The following is a 22,389-nucleotide window of genomic DNA, read 5'->3' on the forward strand; positions in this document are numbered from 1 at the left end:
CCACCCGACGCCTTGCCCGCCGCCCGCGAACCGCCCGATGGAGGAAGCAGGATGACCGAGCCCCCGCAGGGCTTCGAACCCGCCGAGCCGCCCGGCGACACCCCGTTGGACCTGCGCGCGCTGGGTGACCGGCTGGGGCCCGACGTCGCCGGTGCCTTCCCGCTCGTCGGCGCGCACGAGGTGTGGTTCGTCACCGCCGGCATGGTGGACGTGTTCGCCACCACCGAGGAGGAGGGCGGTCGCTGGCAGTTCCTGTGCCGGGTGGGCGCCGGGACCGCGTTGTGCGGGGTGCCGGCGGGCGGCACCGCGATGCTGGGCAAACCGCTGCCCGGCGGGGCCGTGCGCACCGCCGCGCTCACCGACGTGCTCACCGCCGCCGCCGGGGACGACGCGTTCGCGGGCTGCTTCGCGGCCTGCCTGGACCGCGGCCTGGGCGCGCTGGCCGACGCGGTCCGAATGGGCCTGCCACCGCGTACCTTCACCGCCCTGGAGGCCGGGGACGGCGCGGAGATGCCCGCCGGCGGCTCGGCCCGCTCGGTCGAGGGCACCTTGTGGGTGCGGGTGCTCTCCGGCTCCGTTGCCATCGGCGGGCCGAACGAGGACGCCGTCGAGCCCGACGAGCGTGGACCGGGTGGCGCGATCCGACCCGCCGCGGAGGACGCCGGCGATGCCGAGGCGGTGCCCACCGTCGGGTTCGGCGGCCGGCTCGCGATCGGCGCGGCCGACTGGCTGTACTCCGCCGGCGGCGCGTTCGTGCACGCGGTCCGCACCCGCGACGTGCTCTCGGAGGCGGTGTTCGCCACCGACCTGGCCCGCCATCAGCACACCCTGATGCAGCGCGTGGACGAACGGCTGCGCGGCCGACGCGGCAACGCGGGTCGGGAACTGGACGCCCGGCGGCTGGTCGACGCGGACGCGCTGCGCCGTTCCTCGCGCGCGTTGGGCGCGGTGCTCGACCCGTATCGGCCGGCCCACCGGCCCGGCCTGGACGCGGCCGATCAGGACGACTACCTCGCGGTGGCCCGGGTGGTCGGACAGGCGGGCGGTGTCCGGGTCACCCGCTCGGGCACCTCGGAGGCCTCCGACGCGCGACTGCACCCGCTGGAGCGGATCGCCGTCTCCTCCGGGTTCCGGGTGCGCGACGTGCAGTTGGTGGACCGCTGGTGGCGCACCGACTCGGGCCCGCTGGTCGGCCATGTGCGCGCGGTGGACAACGATCCGGACACCCGCCGCCCGGTCGCGCTGGTGTGGCGGCGGCGGCGCTATCACGTGCTCGACTCCTCCGGCGCCGACTGGAGGCCGGTGACCCGGGCGCTGGCGGACACGCTGGAGCGCCGCGCGACGATGTTCTACCCGCCGCTGCCCGAGCAGCCCGGCGGCCGGGGCGCGCTGCTGCGCTTCGGCGTCCGGGGCAGCGCACGCGATCTGCTCGTGCTGCTCGCCTGCGGGTTGGCGGCGGCCCTGCTCGGTCTGCTGGTGCCCGTGCTGACCGGCAAGGTGCTCGGCGTGTTCGTGCCGCAGAGCGATCGGGTCCTGGTCTCCCAGATGTGCGTGGTCCTGATCGCGTCCGCCCTGCTGGCCGCGGCCTTCTCCGCGGTGCAGAACCTGTCCCTGCTGCGGATCGAGGGCCGGTTCGAGGCGTCCGCGCAGGCGGCCGTGTGGGATCGGCTGCTCCGGCTGCCCACCGGGTTCTTCGCCTCCGTCTCCTCCGGCTCGCTCAGCAGCGCCGCGATGGGCATCAGCGGATTGCGCGAGATCCTCAGCGGGGTCACCGCGTTGTTCGTCCCCGCGTTCCTGGTCTTCACGGTCGATCTGGGTTTGCTGTTCTTCTACAGCGTGCCGCTCGCACTGGTGGCCTGCCTGCTCGCGCTGCTGGGCGGCGCGGTCTGCGCGGTCGCCGGACTGCGCCAGATGCGCTGGCAGCGCGAACTCGTGGCCGAGGAACACCTGTTGTCCGGCCGTATGTTCCAACTTCTTTCCGGTTTGCCCAAGTTGCGTGTCGCAGCGGCCGAGGACCGGGCGTTCGCGTTCTGGGCGATGGCCTTCGCCCGCGGCCGCATGCTGACCGTACGCACCCGCCGCCTGCAGAACCTGGTCACGGTGTTCAACTCGGCCTACCTGCTCGCCTGCACGCTCGTGCTGTTCGCGATGGTCTCGGGTCCGGCCTCCGGGCAACTGGACGTCGGCGACTTCCTGTCCTTCAACGTCGCGTTCACCCTGATGCTCGGCTCGATGTTGCAGATGACCGCGAGCGTGACCATGGTGGCCGCGGCGGTGCCGCTGTACGAGGGCGTGCAGCCGGTGCTGCGGGCGCTGCCCGAGGTCCTGGAGTCCAAGCAGCCGCCCGGTGATCTGTACGGCGGCATCGAGGTCAGCCGGTTGTCGTTCAGCTACCACCGGGACAGCCCGCCGGTACTGGAGGACGTGAACCTGCGGGCCCGTCCCGGCGAGTTCGTGGCCATCGTCGGGCCGACCGGCTGCGGCAAGTCGACCCTGCTGCGGTTGTTGATCGGCTTCGAGGAGCCGACCACCGGTTCGGTGCTCTACGACGGGCAGGACCTGGCGTCGCTGGATGTGGCGGCCGTGCGCCGCCAATTCGGCGTGGTGTTGCAGAACGGCCAACTGTTCGCGGGCAGCGTGCTGCACAACATCTGCGGGCTGCGCGACTACACCCTCGACGAGGCATGGGAGGCCGCCGAGATGGCCGGTCTGGACGACGACCTGGGCCATATGCCGATGGGCATGCACACCGTCCTCAACGACGGTGCGGTGACCCTGTCCGCCGGCCAGCGGCAGCGCCTGATGATCGCCCGGGCACTGATCGGCCGACCGCGCATCCTGTTCTTCGACGAGGCGACCAGCGCGCTGGACAACCGCACACAGGAGGTGGTCACCCAGAGCACCCGCCGGCTCAACGCCACCCGGATCATCATCGCGCACCGGCTGTCCACGGTGATGCAGGCCGACCGCATCATCGTGCTCGACGCCGGGCGGGTGGTGCAGCAGGGACCGCCGGACCAGTTGCTGGCCGACGAGGACGGGCTGTTCCACCGGCTGGTGCAACGTCAGATGGCCTAGTTCGTGGCCGATTTCGCGTCCGTCGCCGGTATCCGCAGGCCGGCTCCAGGAGGTTCCTCGTGTCCGAATCCCCCGTCCGCCGGCGTCCACCCGGGCCCGCCGACGAACTCGACCTGGCCGGCATCCGGGACGACCCGCTCGCCTTCCTCAGCGAACTCGCCGCCGAATACGGCGACCTGTGCAGCCATCGCACCCGGGGCGAGGTGGTGTGGTTCGTCAATCGCCCCGATCTGGTCCGGCACGTCCTCAAGGACAACTACACCGCGTGGACGAAGGCGGGCACGCCCGACGACTTCATGCTCACTCCGCTGCTCGGCACCGGGCTGCTGACCAGCGACGGGCCGACCTGGGAGCGGCAACGGCGTTTGTGCGCGCCGGCGTTCCGAGCCCGGCAGGTGGAGGCGTTCGACACCCTGATGACCGACGCCGCCACGGATCTCGCCGACGCGTGGAGCGAGGCCGCGCGGGCCGGTCGCCCGGTGCGGGTGGACCACGACTTCACCGCGCTGACCCTGCGGATCGTCGCGGACGCCCTGCTGGGCGCGGATCTGGCCGCGGCCGGGCCCGGATTCGGGCGTGCCGTCGACGACATCAACCGCTTCATCGGCCACTTCGACGGCGAGCCGAACGCGTCGGTCGTGGACGACGTCGCGTTCCGCCGGCTGCGCGGGTCGTACCTGGCCGCGCAAACCTTCCTGGAGCGGGTGGTCGGGATGCTGGTGGCCGCACGCCGTTACACCGGACCGCCGTCGGATCGCCCCGCCGACCTGTTGGACGCGATGCTCGCCGCGCGCGACGCGCACGGGGACGCGTTCAGTGATCGCGAGTTGCACGATCAGGTGCTGACCATGGTGATGGCCGGGCACGAGACCACGGCCAAGGCGCTGAGTTGGACGGTGCATCTGCTGGACCGCCGGCCGGAGTACGCGGCGGCGGTCCGGGCGGAGTTGGCCGAGGTGCTCGGTGGCCGAGCGCCCCGGGCCGAGGACCTGCCGCGCCTGGATCTGACCCGGCGCTGCCTGGAGGAGGCGATCCGCTTGTATCCCCCGGTGTGGCTGATCTCCCGGCGGGCGAACACGGAGGACGTCCTCGACGGACTCACGGTGCCCGCGGGCACGCTGGTGTGCATCAGTCCGTGGACCCTGCACCGGCACCCGCGCGTCTGGGACGCACCCGAGGAGTTCCGGCCCGCCCGCTTCACCGCGACCGCGCGGCAGGGGCGACCCGCGCACGCGTACGTGCCCTTCGGCGGCGGGCCCCGGGTGTGCATCGGCCAGTCGTTCGCGACCACGGAGGCGATCCTGGTACTGGCCACCATCCTGCAACGGCTGGAACTGCGCGGCGTGGTCGGCCATCCGGTGGTGCCGGAGGCACTGGTGACGCTGCGCCCGCGGGACGGGCTGCTGATGACGCCGCACCTGCTCGCGGACGGCGGCGCGCGGTGAGCGGCGCGATCCACCCCGGCGGCAGCTACCGGCCGCAGGCCGAGTGGGGCGGGGTGCCGGCCGAGGTGCGCCGGCTGGAGACCCAGGCGGAGTTGAGCTGGGCACACGAGTGGCGGGTGCTCGCCGAGTGGGCGCCGACCTCGGGCGGGGCGGTGCTGGACGCGGGCTGCGGCACGGGAGCGGTCACCCGGCGGCTGCGGGCGCGACTGGTCGACCCCGGCACGCGGGTGGTGGGGTTGGACGCGGACGAGCGACTGTTGGCGGTGGCTCGGGCGCAGGGGTCGGACGACGGGATTCGCTACGTGGCGGGCGACCTGGCCCGCCCCCCGTTGCCGGCGGCGGGGTTCGATCTGGTGCTGGCTCGGTACGTCTTCCAGCATCTGGCCGACCCGGTCGGGGCCGCGCGGTCCCTCGCGAGCCTGGTGCGGCCGGGCGGACGGTTGGCCGTCGTCGACGTGGACGCCGGGCTGTGGGGCTGCGCCGACCCGGACATGTCGGCCTTCTCCGCCGAGGCCTACCGGGCGCTGGGTTCGGCCCAGGCGGCGGACGGCGGGGACCGGTTGGTGGCGCGCAGGCTGCCGCGGATCCTGCGGGCGGCGGGCCTGGAGGAGATCACCGTACGGCCGTTCGCCTACACCAGCGACGAGGTCGGCGGCGTCGGCGCGCTCGGGCCGCAGTTGTCCCCGGAACGGTTGCTCCCGCTGGTCGAGCGGGGCGTCCTGGGGTTGGGCGTGTACGCCAGGGCGATGGCGGCGTGGGAGCGGTTCGTCGCGCTGGACGGGTTCACCATGCTGCTGGGCTTCGCGGTGGGTGGGCGGGTGCCCCGGGCCGGGCACACCGCGTCTCGCCCGCGCCGAAGCGCGCCATAGGCGCGGTTCGGCGCGGGCGAGACGCGGGTCGGGCCGGCCCGGGTCGGCGTCGGCGGCTACTTCGAGGCCAGCCGGGTGGACAGCGCGGAGCGGCCGGAGATGCCCAGCTTGCGGTAGACGTGCGTCAGGTGCACCTCCACCGTGCCGCGCGTGACGCACAGGAACTCGGCGATGGCACGGTTGGTGTGCCCGGCGGCGGCGAGTTCGGCGATCTGGCGTTCGGAGGGGGTCAGCGAACCGGGACCGGACAGGCTGGTGCGGCGCAGTCGGCCGCCGCAGGCCAGCAGGTCCTTGTGCGCCCGCTCGACCAGCAGGTCCCAACCGCACTCCTGGGCCAGGCCCATCCCGCGCCGCAACGACTGCCGGGCCGCCGCCGGTTGCCCGGCCAGCGCGTACATCCGGCCCGACTCCACCAGGGACTCGGCCAGTTGCAGACGGGCGCCGGAGTGTTCGAGGACGGCGACCGACTCCTCCAGGAATCGGGCCGCGGCGCGCGGGGGTTCGATCCGTGCCCGGTTGCGCAGGGCCTCACCGATGGTGGCCGCGGCGCCCCAGCGCCGGGCGATGTCCAGACCCTCGTCCAGCAGCGGCACCGCTTCGGCGCACCGGTCCAGTTCGGTCAGCGCCAGTGCCGCGCCACCTCGCCAGTCGCTCAACGCCGGGTTGACGATGCCCAGCTCGGCCAGTCGCCGGCCGCATTCGAGATAGTCGGTCAGTGCTCCTCGGATGTCCCCCATCGCGTGCCGACATCGCCCGCGCACGCCCAGCGCGGTGGCCCGGGCCCGGGGTACGCCCAGGGATCCACGCAACATCGCGGTGGCTGCGTCGTGTTGGCCCAGGATCACCCGGATGCGCGCCAACTGCACGCGGGTCAGTTGGGCGAGGGCGGACAGTTCGGGGCCGCGCGCGAGTCGGCTCGCGGTGCGCGCCTCGGACAGCGCCTCGGGCAGGTTCCCGGCCCGCAGCGCGATGTCCGCGCACAGGCAGTGCGCGACCACGGCGGGCAGGCCGATCCGCGAGTGCGCGGGCCCGATCGGGATGGTCGCGGTCAGGCCCGCCGCCCACGCCCGGGCCTCGTCGAGCCGTCCGGCCCAGGCCAACACCACGACACTGCGCAGCAGGAGCAGGGCCGAGGCGCTGCCGCGCGGCGCTTCCCCGGAGAGCGCGCGTTCGATCAGGTCCAGCGCCACCGAGCTGGGTTCGGCCCGGCACGCACTGTCCGAGGCCAACGCGGCGAGCAGTTCGCGCTCGCCGGCGGTGACTCCGGTGACTCGTGTGAAGTCCACCGGCGAATCCGTGCCGTGCGGCAGTTCGCGTGTGGGCCGGCCGCCGTGCGGTGCCCCCTGGTGGACGACGGCGCGCAGGCGCAGCCGCACGTCGGGGTCGGGGCAGTCCTGCTCGGCCAGTTCGCCCAGTCGCGACGCGGTGCTGCGGGCCGGGCGCATCACCGACTCCACGCAGTCCCCCTGGCGCAGCACGTGCGCGTGGCACAACTCCAGGACCGCCTCGGCGCGTTCGGCCGGGTCGGTCAGCAGTCGCAGCGCCTCCTCCAGGTGCCGCGCGGCGGCCTCGGGCGCGGTCGGCACCTCGGCCCGACCGAGCAACACGAGTAGACGGGCCCGGTGTTCGGGGGCCGGGTCGTCGCGCAGGGCCCGCCGGGCGTACTCGGCGCAGCGCAGCGTCGCGCCCGCCTCCAGCGCGGTGCGGCCCGCCTCGTGCAGCACCGCACCCGCCCACGCGTGGTCGTCGAGGTCCAGCGTGTCGATTCGCAGCAGGTGTTCGGCGACGCGTACGGGGGGTGCGCCATAGTCGCCGAGGCGCCGGGCGGCACGCAGGTGTCGGTCGCGCAGCAGCTTCTCCGGGATGGTGTCGTGGACGGCGTCCCGCAGTTCGGGGGTACGGAACATCAGCCGGCTGCCGACCGGGGCGCGGCGCAGCGCGCCGATCCGGACCAGTTCGGCCAGCGGGCCGTCCAGCCGGTCCGGACCGGTGCCCAGCAGGTCGGCGACGATGTCCAGGTCGGCGCCGTCGCCGAACAACGCGGCGGTCTGGGCCAGCGCGCGGACCCGCTCGGATTGTCGGGCCAGCCGGGTGGTCACCGCCGCGGCCTCGATCCGGGCGGCGATGCGGCGGATGTGATCGGCCCGGGTGAGCCGGGGCCTGCCGTCGACGTGGATCCCGGAGCGGGTGGGCCCGAGTTCCGGGGGCAGCCCGGCCTGGAGTTGGGTGTCGACCAGCCGGGCCAGGTATTCGGGCACGCCGCCGGTGACCTGGTGGCACAGCCGTACGAACGGTTCGTCGGGGGCTCGGCCGCCGTAGGCCCGTTGCACGAGTTCGCGGGCGCTGTGCACGGACAGCGGGCGCAGCGTGGTCTCGTGGCACGCGGCCTGCGCGCCGATGTCCTCGAGCGCGTCGCGCGCGGGCAGGTCGTCGTCGACGCGTACGCCGAGCACCACCAGCAGCGGCAGTCGGGACAGTCGGCGGACCAGGTGCGCGAACCACCGCAGCGAGGCGTCGTCCATCCACTGCGCGTGGTCGACGACGATCACTCGGGGGCAGCGCCGCACCGCGGGCAGCAGCGCCTCGTAGAGCTCGTCGAACAGCTGCCGGTCGTTGTCGGGGACGGCGTGCGGCAGAGCCCGGCGCAGTTCGTCGAAGCGAGAGTCGCCGGGGGTGTCGGCGGCGTCGTCGAGGCCGGTGAGCAGCTGGCGCAGCGCGGCGAAAGGCTGGTCCGCGTCGCGGTGTTGGCACGAGACCAGGATCGGCGCGGCGCCGGCGCGGCGTTGTCGGTCGGTGAACTCGACGAGCAGTTCACGGCACCACATGCCGGACGGGGTTCTGATGATCACGGCTCGCCCGCCGGCGCCGGTACGAGAAGCGCGTGCGTACGCGAGTAGATCGGAAAGTTCGGATACCCGCTCCGGTTCCACTGAAGCGTCCCTTCCCCCGGGCGCGGCCCCCACCGCGGCGCTGTGCGGGGAAAGTGGGCACAGCGTTGCTCGTCGGGGACGCCGCCGGCGGCTCCCCGCGGGGCCGGAGCGGTGTGTCTCGTTCCGGGACGTGGGAGGACGTCCCGCCTGTCCAGCCGTGCGTGGGTGGTTCCGGTCGTGCCGCGCGGCCCCTCCCCGTCGGGTTCCGCGGTCGCGGAACCGCGGTGTGGGGCACGCCGATCAGCTGTGTCACACCATCGGCGGGTTCCTTGTTACGCCATTGCGGCGGCGGGCCACAAGTCCCGATTGCCAACTGCGCGCAAGGATCTTGTGACCGTGTGTTGAACAAATCCCAAGTTCGCTCCGGGCGCCGGTCAACCCTCTGATTTCGGCCGGATCTCTCTCCCGGAGACCGGTTTCGAGGGGTCGGGTCGGTTGCCGCGGGCGCCCCGGGTTACGGCGCCGGTCGTTCGGGGGGCGGGGGCGATCGGGCGGGATCGGGTGCGACTTCGGGAGGTCTGCGCCGACCCGGATCGGGCACTCTTTCGGGGGACTTCCGGGTCGGTTTCCCGTGACGGGACGTTCACTCGGTCCCATGATGCAAATGCAGGTGGTTTTGCGAGACGGCTGTCGCGTCCGTGATCGCGCCGTGCGGGTCGCGATCGGGCGGGATCGGAAAGGGTGATGAGGATGCGTGCCGGCAACGGGGATCCGGCGGACTCGTTCGGGTCCGTGACGTGGGTGAAGAGCAGCGCGAGCACGGCCGAGGGCAACTGTGTCGAACTCGCCGTGCTGCCCGAGGGGGAGGTCGCGGTGCGCGATTCGCGGCGCGCGCGGGGACCGGCTCTGGTCTACGCGCGGGCGGAGATCGCCGCGTTCGTCGCGGGTGCCAAGAACGGCGGGGTCGATTCCCCGATCGACTGATCCGGGCGGGGTCCGGGCGAGGCGCGGGCGGTGCGGGCGAGGTTGAGGAAGGTCCGGGCCCGGGCTCGGCCGTGGGATCGACGGACAGGCGGGTTTCGACTCGCGATAATGGCGTGCGTCGACACGTCCATTCCTGGAGCCCGTATGTCCGCCGACCGCCCGGCCCGCGCCCCGTCGATCGCACCCGTGGTGTCACTGACCCAGCAGAGCAATCCGGCCGCGGCCGTGAAGGTGCTCGGGGCCACGCTGCGCAAGTTGCGCCTGGACAACGGCAAGGGACTCAAGGACGCGGCCGAGGCGATCCGGGCCTCGATGTCCAAGATCAGCCGTCTGGAGCGGGGCGAGAGCCCGCCACGCGCCCGGGACGTCTTCGACCTGGTCCACTTCTACGGGGTGCGGGACGAGGAATCCCTCTCCGAGATAGAGGAGTTGCTCAAGAAGGCGCTGGAGCGGGCGTGGTGGAGCCATTACAGCGACGTGATGCCGGGCTGGTTGGCACGGTTGATCGGCATGGAGGACTCGGCCACCAAGATCGACACCTATGAGGTGCACGTGGTCCCGGGCCTGTTGCAGGTGCCCTCGTACACCCGCGCGATCGTACGCACCGGGCTGCCGCGCGCCGACGACGAGGAGGTCGAGCGACGGATCGATCTGCGCTGCCGGCGCCAGGCGTTGCTCGCGGACGAGCGCCGACCGGACCTGACCGCGCTGCTGGACGAGGGCATCCTGCGTCGCCCGGTCGGCGGCCCGGAGGTGATGGCCGAGCAGATGCGCCACCTGCTGGCGGAGTCGGGGCGGGATCGCATCAACATCCGCGTCGTACGCTTCGACCGCGCCGCCAGCATCACGCCGCCGTCGCCGATGACGTATCTGCGCTTCGCGTCGGGCGGCCCCAGCGAGATGATCTACCTGGAACAGGCCAATAGCGCCACGTACTTGAGCAGGCGCGCGGACATCGACGCCTATCGGGAGATCCTGCTGCGACTGTGGGCCGCCGCCGAGGACCGCCTGTCCAGCGAACGCATGCTGCGCGACGCCGAACGGCGGTTCGCGGCGGGCCGGACCGACTGACCCGTGCGCCGGTGTCCCGGTGCTCGGCGGGCGGTGCGGGTGCGGTCAGGGAATCCGGGCCAGGCCGCCGTACTCGATCCACTCATCGGTCTCCTGGCGCGCGGTGACATGCGAGTCGGGTCGCCACGTGGAGACCTCGACCAGGCCCGGTTCCATAATCGTCAGCCCGGCGAAGTACGCGTCCACCTGGGCGGGTTCACGCACCCGTCCCCAGTTGCCGCCGGTCGCCTCGGCCATGAAGTCGCTGACCCCGTCCCGGATCTCCGCGTCCTCACTGACCAGTTGGCAGATCACCATGAAGCTGCCCGAGGGCAGCCGTTCGGCGACCCGACGGATCATCGCGGCGGGCTCTGCCGCATCGGGCAGACAGTGCAGCACCGACACGAACAACGCGGCCACCGGCTCGTCGAGTCGGATCAGCCGCCGGACGTCGGGGTGGTCGAAGATGCCGGCGGTGTCGGTCATGTCCGCCTGGATCACCGCGGTGTTGTCGTTCTCCTCCAGCAACATCCGGCCGTGCGCCAACACGATCGGGTCGTTGTCGACGTACACCACCCGGGAACCGGGATCGACGCCCTGGGCCACCTGGTGCACGTTCTCCCGCGTCGGCAACCCGGATCCGTGGTCGAGAAACTGGCGAATCCCGTACTCGGCGGCCAGCACCCGCACCACCCGCTGTAGGAACGCCCGGTTGTTGCGGGCAAGTTCGCGGGTACTGGGGACGATCTTGAGCAGTTCCTCACAGGCCACCCGATCGGCGGGGTAGTTGTCCGTACCGCCGAGATACCAGTCGTACATCCGAGCCGCACTGGGCGTGTCCACGTCGATCTCGAAAACGTGCTTCTCCGCGTCCCCCACCAGACCCCCTCGATTCCGCACCCGCCCGGGCACACCGCCACCGTCCCGGCCGCCCCCGGCCATGCTAGGCGCGCACCCGGCCCCCGGACAGCCACTCCTTCGAGAAGCCCCGCGCACGACCCGCTTGTGATGGCGACGCGATACGCCCCGCCCGCCGTCGAGCGCCGCCGAAACCATCCACCGGACGACGTCCGTCGCGGCCCGACGCGGTCGGCATCCTCCGTCACGATGGGCCGTGGCTCGCTTCGGGGTCGCGTTCGAGGGTTTTGACCATGGCGGTGGGCAGGGTGCGTTCGGCCGCGACCAGGTGTGCCGCCACCTCGGGTGGGTCGGTGCCCATCAGGTCGGCGGTCGCGGTGAGCGTCAGGCCCAGCCGATAGTGGAGCAGCACCGCGTCCGCCTGAGGACCAGGGAGCGCGTCGTGCAGAGTGTCCCGCGCGGGGACGGGCATCGGGCCGGGAGCGCGGGTGACCGCCCGGCCGAGGATCCGCCACGCACCGGCGGTCGGGTTCGGTCCGCGCAGGATGTCCGCCCAGTTGACGGCCAGTTCCGCGACCGCCGATTGCACGGCTCGATCCCCGCGGACCCGGTCACCCACCCGCAGGCGGGCGTATTGCGCCCAACGGGCCCGGTAGAGCAGGCAGAACGCGGCGAAGTCGAGCGGAGCACGGGACCGCCCGACCACGCCTGCACGTGCGCCTACTCCGGCGGGCGTGACGAGACCGACGGGCCGGGTCGCACGCGGGTCACCGGACATCGGCAACACCGGGACCGGCGTCCACACCCGGGTCGGCGCCCGCGAGTGCCGTGAAGGGGAGTCCACCGGGTGGGAATCCGGTGTCGCCGAGGCGGGTCAGGACGCCGTAGTGCACGTGGGTCCACAACCGACGGATCACGTCCGGGTGCGCGCCCAGGCGTACGACCAGGAGTTCGGCGGTGCCGCGATCCGGAATCAGCTCGCCGGCCAGGATGCGCCCCACCGAGTCGGGGGTGAGCGGCGCGCCGCCGATCCGGTCCGACGCGGGTCGCCCGGCGGCCAGCCACAGGCCGCGCAACATCTGCGCCAACAGCATTGCCAGGTCCCGAAGTTCCCGCCGGATGTGGTGGTCGATCCCACGCGAGCACTCCCACAGCGCACGCAACTCGTGGGCCTCGCCGCCCAGTTTTCCGGCCAGCGTCTCCACCACCGGCCACGACGGCCAGACCTCGCCGGCCAGGATCCGGTCCAGGAAGCCCTCGCTGATCCCCGCCTGCCAGGCCAGTTCCGCGACGGTCACGCCGTCGGCACGGCGCAGTTCACGCAACGCGGCGGCCAACCGCTCGCCCGCGTGCTGCGACGACGAGAGGTCCTCGTCGCCGCCGGCGTCCGCGCCGGGGTCCGCGCGGGCGCCCAGCCGCGCGGCCAATTGCGCGGACCACTCCGGACGCGGCCGCGTCGCCGAGTTCGGACGTTCCTCCCCCACCACCGCCCGATAGCGCCGGGTCTCGCCGCTGAGCCGATCCGCGTAGGCGAGCCGCACCCGCAGCGGCTCACGCGTGCGCTCGGCCTCCTCCAGCGCGCACGCCACCCGGCGCAGGATCGCCACGATTCCCGTCTCCAGAGCGCGAGGATCGACCCGACCGGCGTGCTCGGTGGATTCGGTGGATTCGGTGGATTCGACGGCCTTGGCGGCCCGCACCCGAGCAGCCTGCTCGCCCGCCTCGACCCGCACCGACATCCCACGCACCTGCGCCCGCGCCTGCGCCCGCGCCTGCGCCCGCGCCCGTTCGCGCGCCCGCTGCGCCCGTTGCCGACAGGTCGGGTCGCAGTACAGCCGCTTGCGGCCGGTCACCTTGCGCTGTGCGAATCGTCGACCGCACGCCGCGCACCGGGTGATGCCCCTCCGGGCGTTCATCCCCTGTTTCTCCCCTCCGGCTTCGACCGAGGCGGCGACCGCGAGCCCGGAAACGTCCCGGCTCGCGATACGCACGCGCCTCACGAACGACCCCCGGGCGCCCGATCCGGGCGCGACACGCGTAACGCCCGCGACCCCCGCACGGCTCGCGATCCCCCCGTCCCCGCACCCCGCCTCGTCGATCCTCGGACTTCGCATCGTTCCCCCCGGGCAAAAGCACGGAATGGTACTTTCGGGAATCGCCGGAGGCGGCCCGAAAACCCTCCGCCGGATAACTCGATCAACATCTTCGATTCCTTGATCGTTGTTCCCGATGACCCCGGACGGGTGACCGCCATCCGGGGTCATTCGACGTTTCGGAAGCTACTCCCAGAATTTCCCGGGCACCAACGAATCCGCAGAAATGCAAATGCACGGACACGGCCCCGGGCATCCGAAACGATCGAGGACGTCCTGCCGATCCGCCGGCAGCGACCGCCGAACCGTCGAGAACCGCAGGCCCGGAAACATAAAAGTACAGGCGACGCCAAAATTCGATCGGAAATCGGCAAAGCGTCCGATCGGCCCGATTTTCGCGCCTACCCCCGAGCGGACCCGCGCGCATGGCGAATCCACCCTCCCGAGTGATACGCATGCAATTGCATATGCAAAGCAGCGACCTCCGCTCCATTCGGGAATTCCGACAATCCCGACACCGACCCCACCCGCCGCACCCCCACGCCCACTCCGGCGCACAGACAACCCGTCGCCACCCGCCCGCGCACGCGCCCCGGACCGGAATTCCTCCGAGGGTGCGTTCGTATTCGTCGTTGCCGACCACGCTCACCGGCAGCCCGCGCACCCGACGTACTGCCCGGCAGCCCGCGCACCCGACTCGGTGCCCGGCGGCCCGCGCACCCGACTCCGCGCTCGGCCCCGCACGCACCGGACTCCGTGCCCCGCCCGCGTGCCCCGGATCGCCAGGCCCGGGCCGTGAGCGTGATCGACCCGTCCGCCCGGGTCGGCACCGCCGTGCACAGCGCCTCCCGCAGCCGGTCCCGGGCGGGCGGCGAGCGCGCGGCCACATAGCCGGGCGCGGGTCCCTGTCCGGCCAGAAACGGCTCCCACAGCTCGTCGAAGCCGGCGAACCCCGTCAGCACCTCCGGCGACCACGAACCCGGCCGGCGCCGGCACCCCGGCCCGAGCCCGCGCCACGAACCCGGCCGACCGGTCCAGCCCGAGCACCCACCGGGGCCGGCACCGGTCCACCACGGTCGCGGTCAACGCGCCCGTACCGCAGCCCGCGTCCACCCGGCGCAGCCCCGCGTCCGCGTCGAGCCATGTCACGAACTCGGCCGCGACCGCCCTGCTCCACCGCCCCATGGACCGCTCGTACGCGTCGCCGAGCGCCCGGGTGTCGAACCGCCGTTCGGTCATCCCTCCACCATCGCCGACCCGCCGCGCCCCGGCCACAGCGGCGCCGATCGGCACGATGGCGAGGCGCGCACGCGCCGGTCCACCCGAGCCCGACACGCCCGGTCACCGAAGCGAACCGAACGGTCGGCGCCTGGCACAATGGTTCGGGAATCGGTTCGATCGCGCCGGTCGGTGCCGCCCTTGGTTGGAAACGCGCCCGCCGAACGGCGAACAGGCGCCGGGTGCACGGCGCACAGGGAAGAGGAACCACCCCGTGAGCGAGAGTCGACCCGACGAGGGCATGCCGACATCGAGTCAGGACGTGGCGCACAACGCCCGGGTCTGGAACCACTGGCTGGGCGGCAAGGACAATTACCCGATCGACCGCAAGGTCGGCGACCACGTCACCGACATGTTCCCCTCGATCGGCGAAGTCGCCCGAGCCGATCGGGTCTTCCTGGGCCGCGCGGTGCGATTCCTGGCCGGCGAGGCGGGCGTGGACCAGTTCCTGGACATCGGGACCGGGCTGCCCACCGCCGACAACACGCACGAGGTCGCCCAGCGGGTCGACCCCGCCGCGCGGATCGTGTACGTGGACAACGATCCCCTGGTGCTGGCGCATGCCCGAGCCCTGCTCACCAGCACCCCCGAAGGCGCCACGGACTACATCGACGCCGACGCGCACCACCCGGACGCGATCATCGCGACCGCGAAGGCGACGCTGGACTTCGAGCGACCGATCGCGGTGATGCTCCTGGGCAGCCTCAACTTCATCCTGGACACCGACACGGCCGTGGACATCGTGCACCGGCTCATGGCGGCGGTGCCCTCCGGGAGCTACCTCGTGGTGACCCACCCGACCACGGAACTCGGCGGCGAGGGCAACGTCGAGGCGATGCGGTTCTGGAACGAGAACGCGAAACCGCCGATCACCGCCCGCAGCCGCGCCGAATTCACCCGGTTCTTCGAGGGTCTGGAACTGCTCGAACCGGGCATCGTGACCTGTTCCCGCTGGCGCACCGATGCCCCCGCCGACGAACTGCCGCCGGTCGTACCGCAGTTCGGCGCGGTCGCCCGCAAGACCTGACACCCGCCGAGCCCGGCCCACCGCCCCCGGGCGGCCGCGCCACAACGCGCGCCCCATGCCCCGGGGGCGCGCTCACGCTCTCGGTGGCGCCCGATGCCGACCCGAACCGCGCCGGCACTGCGCCGGGTTGCCCAGATACGCCGCCATCGCGGTGAACAGGCCGATCGACGCGCCCCGGCTCGGCGGCGGCTCCGGGTCCGTCGCGGCGCGCCCGGGCACCGTCATCCGCACCCGGCACGAGCCGAACCCCGGGTCCTCCTCGGCCGAGACGATCCGATCGGCCGCCACCAGGTCGCCGGTCTCGCGCAGCCGCACGCAGACCCGGGCGACCGCCGTGACCGGCCCGACCAACACGACCTCCATCTCGTCCATGTCTGTGACAACGAACGCACCCTCGGCAGGTTTCGCCTGAACGGGTGCACGAAGCTCGGCATATCTCCACAGCGGCCCCTGAATACCCCGCCGGTGCGTGCCAGAACACCACCCACGACACGGCGATGCCGGACTCGGAAATCCGAACCCGGCACCACCACCATCCACCGACCGGAGCCTGGGTACCGCTACTCCGTACGCAGTCCATCCGGTCGCATCAGCCGCCACAGCGGCGGCAGGCTCAACGCCGTGACCAGCAACACCACGCCCGCGCCGATCCCGGTCATCGCCGCCATGCCGGACCAGTCCACGGTGAACGGCCGACCCACCATCCCGAGCAGCGCGGCACCCAGCCCCACACCGGTGGCCACCGCGAGCATCAGCCCCAGGACCACCGGGATCGCCGACTGGTACAGGATCGACCAGCTCAGCGTGCTGCGCCTGGTGCCGAACGCGACCAGCACCGACAACAATTTCCGCCGCTCGCGCAGTTGCTCCAGCATGGTCACCAGCAGACTCGCGCCGATCAGCGCCAGCACCACCGCCGTGCCGATGAACAGCGCCGTGCGCACGTTGGCGAACCGCCGCGATTCCTCGATCGAGGACAGATCGTAGACCGAGGACAGCGGGTCGACCCGGGCCGCGGCGTTGCGGACCAGGTCCCGGGCGTCCGGAGCCGCCGGGTCGATTCGGATGTCCATCGAGAGGGTCAGGCGCTTGGTCGCGGCCGCCGGCACCGCGCTCGGCGTCGCCAGCACGCCGTCGTACGAACGTCCGCGCGGGTCGGCCCGCCCCGGAACCGTCGCCGCGGCCGCCGGAATCCGCCACGGCGTGCGGGCCGACCGTTCCGAGTTCGGGCCGTACGACGGATCGACGATCACCTGCTGCCCGGCGGCCACCTGCATCTCGCCGAACGGGTTCGCGCGGGCCTCGATGACGAACGTGTCGCCTTCGGCGCATCGATCGATTCGGGCCAGCTCGCGCAGCGCGTCGCAGTTCCCGATGGTCAACGAGGTCGAGCCGGCCGGGTCCTCCGCCCGATCGCCGATCCGGGTGCTCGCGTACCCGAAGGCGGACCGCACACCCTTGCTCTCCCGGATCGCCCGGGTGATCTCGGCGACCTTGTCGCTGCCCGCCCGCACATCGGACGACATCGACATCTGCGCCCGCTCGGTGTCCTGGCCGGTCTCCTTGACGTAGTCCTGATCGACGCCGAGGAAGAGCATCTGCAATGCGATGGCGCCCGCCACCGCGACCGCGATGCCGTTGACCGACCGCGCGGCCAGGCCACTGCCCAGTTGCAGCCGGCGCACCGCGAGTTGCCACGGCACCCGACCGGCGCCGAGCCGGAACACCACTGCCTCGACCAGCCACGGCAGCAGCGCGGTGACACCGACCAGCAGGAGCACCGTCCCGGCGACCACCTGCAGTTCGTTGAACTCGCCGCGATCGGCGCCTCGGCGGATCATCGGGAACAGCAGCGCCACGCCCGCGAGCGGCAGCAACAACCGCCACCACACCCGGCGCCGGATCGGCGTACTGGTACGCACCACGCCGAGCGGCTCGATCACCACGGAACGCAGTGCGAACAACGTCACCGCGACGGCGGCGGCCGGCACCGCGAGCGCCACCAGGACCGCGAGCGGCACGCTCGGATCCAGGTCGCTCGGGAAGATGCTCAAGTCGAACGCCGCCGCGACATCGGTCAGTTGCCGACCGATCAGGAAGAAGCCGAGCCCGAGGAGCAGCCCGAACAGCGAGCCCGCGAACGCCTCACCGGCCGCGATCCAGCGGGTGGTCCGGGAATCCGCGCCCACCAGCCGCAGCGCCGCGAGCCGTCGGTCGCGCCGTTCGCCGCCGAACCGCACAGCCGTGGCGATCAGTACGGCGACCGGCATCAGCAGCACCACGAACATCACCAGGACGAGCAGAAGCAGCCTGGCGTCCAGCTTCTCCGCCGGGATCGAGTTGCCGAATTCGGTGATCCGCAGCGTCGACATGGAGTCCGCGGCGAGCGCGTCGCTGCCGAGGTAGTAGACCAGTTCGTCCGGACCGATCAGGCCCCGGTCGCCGATCCGGCCCACCGTGCGGTAGGGGAAGCGCTCCTTGAGCAACCGCCCCCGGTCCGAGCCGAGCAGTTCGGCCAGGGCGGGCGAGACGACCATCTCGCCCGGGCCGGGCAGCTTGCGCAGTCCCGGCGGGATCGGCGCGTCCGGGCCTTCCGCGCGCAGGATCCGGCCGCGGATGTCCTCACCCTTGTAGGCGGTGTCCGCCATCCCGATCAGCAGGGTGTTCGCGCCGGCTTCGGCCGCCCGGCCCGCGTGCTCGTCCCGGGCCCGCCCGCGGTCGTCCCGGGCGCCCAGCGCGCCGGGGATCGCGGTGGTCAGCAGCAACAGCGCCACACCCAGCCCGACCCCGATCGCGGTCAGCAGCGTACGGGTCCAGCCCTCCCGGCCGCCGGTGACCGCGAATCCGGCGCCCATGCCCAGGTCGCGCAACACCTTCACGCGGCACGCGCCATGTCTCGGGACCGGCCGTCGCGGACCACGATCTCGCGGTCGGAGTAGGCGGCGATCCGGGACTCGTGGGTGACCAGCACGATCGCCGCGTCGGTGGTGCGGGCCGCCTCGATCAACATCTGCATGACACGTTCGCCGTTGAGCGAGTCCAGCGCACCGGTCGGCTCGTCCGCGAACACCACCCGCGGGCGGATCACCAGGGCGCGGGCCACCGCGATCCGCTGACCCTGCCCGCCGGAGATCTCACCGGGTCGTTTGCCCGCGAGGTCGGCGACCTCCAGGCGCTCCATCCACTCGCGGGCTCTCGCCTCGGCCTCCTTGCGCTTGACCGCGTTCAGCCGCAGCGGCAGCGCGACGTTCTCCAGGCAGGTCAACTCGGGTACCAACTGGCCGAACTGGAAGACGAAACCGAAGTCGCCGCGGCGCAGCGCGCTGCGTTGCCCGTCCGTCATGGCGGTCACGTCGCGGCCGTCGTAGCGAATGGCGCCGGAATCGGGCCGGACGATGCCGGCCAGACAGTGCAGCAGCGTGGATTTTCCCGATCCGGACGGACCCATGATGGCCACGACCTCGCCCGCGCGGATGGTGAACTCCGCGCCGGCCAGCGCGGGCGTCGCACCATACGTCTTGTGCAGATCCTGGCCACTGAGCAGGGCGTCGGTCACGTGCGGATCTCCTGGGTGAGTTCGCCGAGGCGTGCGGTGGTCAGTTCCAGCCACCGCAGGTCCGCCTCGAGGTGGAACAGCGCGTGGTCGCAGATCAGTCGGTCGCTGAGGTCGCCGTCGATCTTGCGCCGGGTGAGGTCGCGCATCATGCGCAGGTGCTCGGCGCGTTGGGTGTCCAGGATCTCGTTGGCGTCCCGGCCGGTGAGCAGCGCGAGCACGACCTTCGTGTAGAGCGTCGACTGGAGGTAGGGCTCGGGCTTCTCGGGTTGGCCGAGCCACTGCTCGACGTCGGTGACCCCGGCGTCGGTGATCGAGTAGCGCTTGCGCTCGGGGCCACCGCTGGTCTCGAGGCCGTCTATCTCCACGAGCCCGTTCTTCAGCAGCCGCGACATGGTCGAGTAGACCTGGCCGTAGGCGAGCGAACGGTCGCGCCCGAAGCGCTCGTCGAAGCTGCGCTTGAGGTCGTAGCCATGGCGGGGGCCGGACTCCAGGAGCCCGAGCAGGGTGTGTCCGATTGACATGCGGAGAACTATACACAGCAGGTATACCTAGTGTGTATAGCGAGGTCGACCCGCGCGGGACCGGGCTGATGGAGGGCACCAGGGTGGGTGTACGGACGGGCGTACGACGGGATCGACGAGGGCGCGCCGCCCGATCGGCGACGCGCCCTCATCCTCACGAATGCGGTTGTTCGGCCGAACCCACCTGCTCAGCCGAGACGGATCACGCGCTGTTCCGGACTCCCGGAACCACTCAGAGGCCGAGCCCCTTGGTCACGGCGCTCGCCCGGGTGAACACCGACTCGGGCTGCTCGCCCGTGCAGTACTTGTTGCCGGTGGACACGATCCCGATCAGTTTCCCCTTCTCCACCAGCGGCCCGCCGGAGTCGCCGCAGCAGATGCTGGTGCCGGGGTTGTCGGCCGGCGCCTGGCCGCACACCCGGGTGGCCGGGCTGTCCTCGGGGAACGTGTAGGGCTCGCACTGCGCCAGCGGCGAGAGCACCAGGGTGGTCCGCTTGAGTCGCGTGGTCGTCGCGCCGCCATCGGTCTTGCCCCACCCGTAGACGGTCGCCTTGTTGCCGACCTTGTAGAGCGCGCCGTCCTTCGCGCCGGCGATCGGCAGGGGCTTTTGGCTCAGCGAGCGGTCCAGTTCGAGCACGGCCGCGTCGTAGGTGAGCGTGCCCTCCTCGAACTTCGGGTGCACCTTGGTCTTCGTCACCTTGCGGGTCTGTCCGCCCGTGCCGGACAGGTCCAGACGTCCGGCGACCACCGTGATGGCGGTCGGGTCCTCCAGCCCGTTCACACAGTGCGCCGCGGTGAGCACCTTCTTCGGGGCCACCAGCGTTCCGCCGCACAACTGTTGGCCGTCGGCGGTGAACAGGGCCACGGCGTACGGCGCGGCACCGGCGGGCGCGTCGGTGCCGAAGCGCACGGCCGAGGCGGGCGCCGCGCAGACGCCGATCGCGGCGAGCGCGACGGCCGCAGCGCCGAACACCTTCCTCGACGTGCGTCGGTGAGTGTCCTGCGTCTGCCGAGTACGAGTCATCTCGCGGTCCCTTTCGATCGGACGGCCGTGCCACGGGGTCCCGACGGAACCGACGGCCCTACCCTTTGCACGCACGCGGTCGCCCTGCGGATGCATCCCCTTTCGCGCCGGCCTCCACCCGCACGCGAAGAGCGCTTGCACCAATCGGACCCGCCCGGCCCACGCCCGGAACCGTCCGACACCCGCATCCGAACCCGCCCGGCACCGCGATCGACCCGCCCGGCGCTCGCGCCCGGCCCGGCCGCGCGCGGGGCACGCACCGCTCGGTCAGTCCTCGTCGACGAAGCGGGCCGGGCGGGTGCCCGCGAGCTTGATGATGTGGAAGCCGTACTGGGACGCGACCAGATCGCTCAGTTGACCGGGACGCAGTCGCACCAACGCCTCGGCGAACGCGTCGGCGTAGTCGTCCTCCTGTCCCCAACCCAGATCGCCGCCGTTGGCGGCGGACAGCGGATCCTTGGAACGTTTCCGGGCGATCTCGCCGAACCGGCCCGGGTCCCGGGCGAGTTCCTCGAGGATCGCCCGCCCCTCGCTCTCCGTCTCCACCGCGATATGCAGGGCGTGGTATTCCAGCGCGTCGGACAAGGTCGCTCCCGGGGTCGTCGCCACCCGGCGCGCTCGGGCCGAGCGCGGTCACCGAGTTGTCGATCATGTGGATGATAAGGCCGCCACACGACCGGGCGGGACCGACCGGAACGCGCCACGCCGGCCCCGCGCGACCGGCTCTCCGCGGTCAGCCGAACGCGTCCACTCCGGTGAGTCCGGCCGACATCCGCCACAGGCGGGCCGCCCGCTGCGGGTCCGCGGCCCAGGGCTTGACCCCGCCCATCAGCATGTCGTCGCCGGTCGCGGGCTCGGCGATGTCGCAGTCCTGGAGGTAGGCGCCGCCGTGCCCGTCGAGCAGTGCCGAGGTGGCCGCCCAAACGGTGGTGGCCGCGCCCCGGGCGGGTGTCTTGAAGCCGGCGGCCGGTGCGCCGGAGGGGGTGATCCAACCCTGTGCGAGCTGCTCCTCGCGGGGGATGTGCCGTTGCAGCGGGGTCAGGATGCTGCCCGGGTGCAGGGCGAAGGCGTGCACACCCCGACCCGCGCCGAGCTCGTCCAGGTGCCGGGCGAAGAGCGCGTTCGCGGTCTTGGACTGCCCGTACGCGACCCATCGGTCGTAGCCGTCGCGAAAGTGCGGGTCGGCCCAGCGGATGTCGGAGAGGAAGTGTCCCGAGGAGGCCACCGACACCACCCGGGCGCGGCCCGGCGTCAGAGCCGGAAGCAGCCGGTTGACCAGGGCGAAGTGGCCGAGGTGGTTGATCGCGAAGTGGGCCTCCCAGCCCGGCCCGACCAGGGTCTTGGGCCAGGCCATCACACCCGCGTTGCAGATGATCAGGTCGAGCGGGCGGCCGGTGGCCAGGAGCCCGTCGGCGAAGACGCGGATGCTCTCCTGGTCCGCGAGGTCGAGGGCGTGCACCCGGGTGCCGGGCAGGTCGCCCAGCGCGGCCCGGGCCGGATCGACCCTGCGGGCGGGCACGATCACGTGCGCGCCCGCCGCGACCAGCGCGCGGGTGGTCTCCAGGCCCAGTCCCGAGTATCCGCCGGTGACCAGCGCGGTCGTGTCGGACAGGTCGATGCCGGCCAGGACGTCGTGGGTGCTGCTGTGGGCGCCGAAGCCGGAGCCGATCCGGCGTTGTGTGCTGATCATGTACGCGACGCTAGAAGCTGGAGTGCGGTCTAGGTCAACGTCCGGC

Annotated in this window: 17 protein-coding genes; 6 read left to right on the top strand and 11 right to left on the bottom strand. The window is 72.3% G+C overall.

Annotated features, from left to right (window positions below):
- Nucleotides 1-51: 51 nt before the first annotated feature.
- The 3 genes from ACIBSV_RS28790 to ACIBSV_RS28800 are packed head-to-tail and all read left to right on the top strand — an operon-like array spanning nt 52 to nt 5,392.
- A complete protein-coding gene (locus ACIBSV_RS28790; protein ID WP_395868017.1) occupies nt 52-3,078 on the top strand; it encodes an NHLP bacteriocin export ABC transporter permease/ATPase subunit in 3,027 nt (1,008 codons plus the stop codon).
- Nucleotides 3,079-3,137: 59 nt separating this feature from the next.
- Nucleotides 3,138-4,523: a cytochrome P450 gene (locus ACIBSV_RS28795; RefSeq protein ID WP_395868019.1), complete on the top strand. Its 1,386-nt coding sequence runs from the start codon at nt 3,138-3,140 to the stop codon at nt 4,521-4,523.
- Nucleotides 4,520-5,392 (top strand): class I SAM-dependent methyltransferase, encoded by an 873-nt coding sequence (locus ACIBSV_RS28800; protein ID WP_395868021.1) that lies wholly within the window; start codon nt 4,520-4,522, stop codon nt 5,390-5,392. The genes ACIBSV_RS28795 and ACIBSV_RS28800 overlap by 4 nt, the downstream gene beginning before the upstream one ends.
- A 56-nt stretch (nt 5,393-5,448) precedes the next feature.
- Here the strand turns inward: ACIBSV_RS28800 and ACIBSV_RS28805 are convergent, their stop codons facing one another.
- Entirely contained in the window at nt 5,449-8,355 is a 2,907-nt protein-coding gene (locus tag ACIBSV_RS28805) for a LuxR C-terminal-related transcriptional regulator (RefSeq protein ID WP_395868023.1), read from the bottom strand.
- 657 nt (nt 8,356-9,012) lie between these two features.
- Here ACIBSV_RS28805 and ACIBSV_RS28810 point away from each other — a divergent pair.
- A complete protein-coding gene (locus ACIBSV_RS28810) occupies nt 9,013-9,246 on the top strand; it encodes a DUF397 domain-containing protein (protein ID WP_395868025.1) in 234 nt (77 codons plus the stop codon).
- 144 nt (nt 9,247-9,390) lie between these two features.
- Entirely contained in the window at nt 9,391-10,317 is a 927-nt protein-coding gene (locus tag ACIBSV_RS28815) for a Scr1 family TA system antitoxin-like transcriptional regulator (protein ID WP_395868026.1), read from the top strand.
- Between the two features lie 45 nt (nt 10,318-10,362).
- On the opposite strand, the gene ACIBSV_RS28820 is transcribed toward ACIBSV_RS28815, so the two are convergent.
- The 3 genes from ACIBSV_RS28820 to ACIBSV_RS28830 all read right to left on the bottom strand — a co-directional run bounded on the left by ACIBSV_RS28820 (nt 10,363) and on the right by ACIBSV_RS28830 (nt 13,070).
- On the bottom strand, nt 10,363-11,175 hold the full coding sequence (locus ACIBSV_RS28820) for an SAM-dependent methyltransferase (protein WP_395868028.1): 813 nt from the start codon (nt 11,173-11,175) through the stop codon (nt 10,363-10,365).
- Between the two features lie 223 nt (nt 11,176-11,398).
- Nucleotides 11,399-11,860 carry a hypothetical protein gene (locus tag ACIBSV_RS28825; protein ID WP_395868030.1) on the bottom strand — a complete coding sequence of 154 codons (462 nt, stop codon included), beginning with the start codon at nt 11,858-11,860 and terminating at the stop codon, nt 11,399-11,401.
- A 61-nt stretch (nt 11,861-11,921) separates the two neighbouring features.
- Nucleotides 11,922-13,070, bottom strand: a complete 1,149-nt coding sequence (locus ACIBSV_RS28830) for a helix-turn-helix domain-containing protein (protein ID WP_395868032.1) — start codon at nt 13,068-13,070, stop codon at nt 11,922-11,924.
- 1,696 nt (nt 13,071-14,766) lie between these two features.
- Here ACIBSV_RS28830 and ACIBSV_RS28835 point away from each other — a divergent pair.
- Nucleotides 14,767-15,552 (top strand): SAM-dependent methyltransferase, encoded by a 786-nt coding sequence (locus ACIBSV_RS28835; protein ID WP_395868431.1) that lies wholly within the window; start codon nt 14,767-14,769, stop codon nt 15,550-15,552.
- A 72-nt stretch (nt 15,553-15,624) separates the two neighbouring features.
- Here ACIBSV_RS28835 and ACIBSV_RS28840 read toward each other — a convergent pair whose 3' ends face one another.
- The 7 genes from ACIBSV_RS28840 to ACIBSV_RS28870 form a co-directional block, all read right to left on the bottom strand.
- Nucleotides 15,625-15,924 carry a hypothetical protein gene (locus tag ACIBSV_RS28840; RefSeq protein WP_395868034.1) on the bottom strand — a complete coding sequence of 100 codons (300 nt, stop codon included), beginning with the start codon at nt 15,922-15,924 and terminating at the stop codon, nt 15,625-15,627.
- Between the two features lie 188 nt (nt 15,925-16,112).
- Nucleotides 16,113-18,407: an FtsX-like permease family protein gene (locus ACIBSV_RS28845; protein WP_395868433.1), complete on the bottom strand. Its 2,295-nt coding sequence runs from the start codon at nt 18,405-18,407 to the stop codon at nt 16,113-16,115.
- Nucleotides 18,408-18,427: 20 nt separating this feature from the next.
- Nucleotides 18,428-19,108: an ABC transporter ATP-binding protein gene (locus ACIBSV_RS28850; protein ID WP_395868036.1), complete on the bottom strand. Its 681-nt coding sequence runs from the start codon at nt 19,106-19,108 to the stop codon at nt 18,428-18,430.
- Nucleotides 19,105-19,629, bottom strand: coding sequence for a PadR family transcriptional regulator (locus ACIBSV_RS28855; protein WP_395868038.1), 525 nt, complete (start codon nt 19,627-19,629; stop codon nt 19,105-19,107). The genes ACIBSV_RS28850 and ACIBSV_RS28855 overlap by 4 nt, the downstream gene beginning before the upstream one ends.
- A 232-nt stretch (nt 19,630-19,861) precedes the next feature.
- Nucleotides 19,862-20,653, bottom strand: a complete 792-nt coding sequence (locus ACIBSV_RS28860; RefSeq protein WP_395868040.1) for a S1 family peptidase — start codon at nt 20,651-20,653, stop codon at nt 19,862-19,864.
- 267 nt (nt 20,654-20,920) lie between these two features.
- Nucleotides 20,921-21,238 (bottom strand): peptidylprolyl isomerase, encoded by a 318-nt coding sequence (locus ACIBSV_RS28865; RefSeq protein ID WP_395868042.1) that lies wholly within the window; start codon nt 21,236-21,238, stop codon nt 20,921-20,923.
- Between the two features lie 148 nt (nt 21,239-21,386).
- Complete coding sequence (locus tag ACIBSV_RS28870; protein WP_395868044.1) at nt 21,387-22,343, bottom strand: oxidoreductase; 957 nt, start codon at nt 22,341-22,343, stop codon at nt 21,387-21,389.
- Nucleotides 22,344-22,389: the final 46 nt, after the last annotated feature.

The organism is Embleya sp. NPDC050154, assembly GCF_044460165.1.
Classification (GTDB): domain Bacteria; phylum Actinomycetota; class Actinomycetes; order Streptomycetales; family Streptomycetaceae; genus Embleya.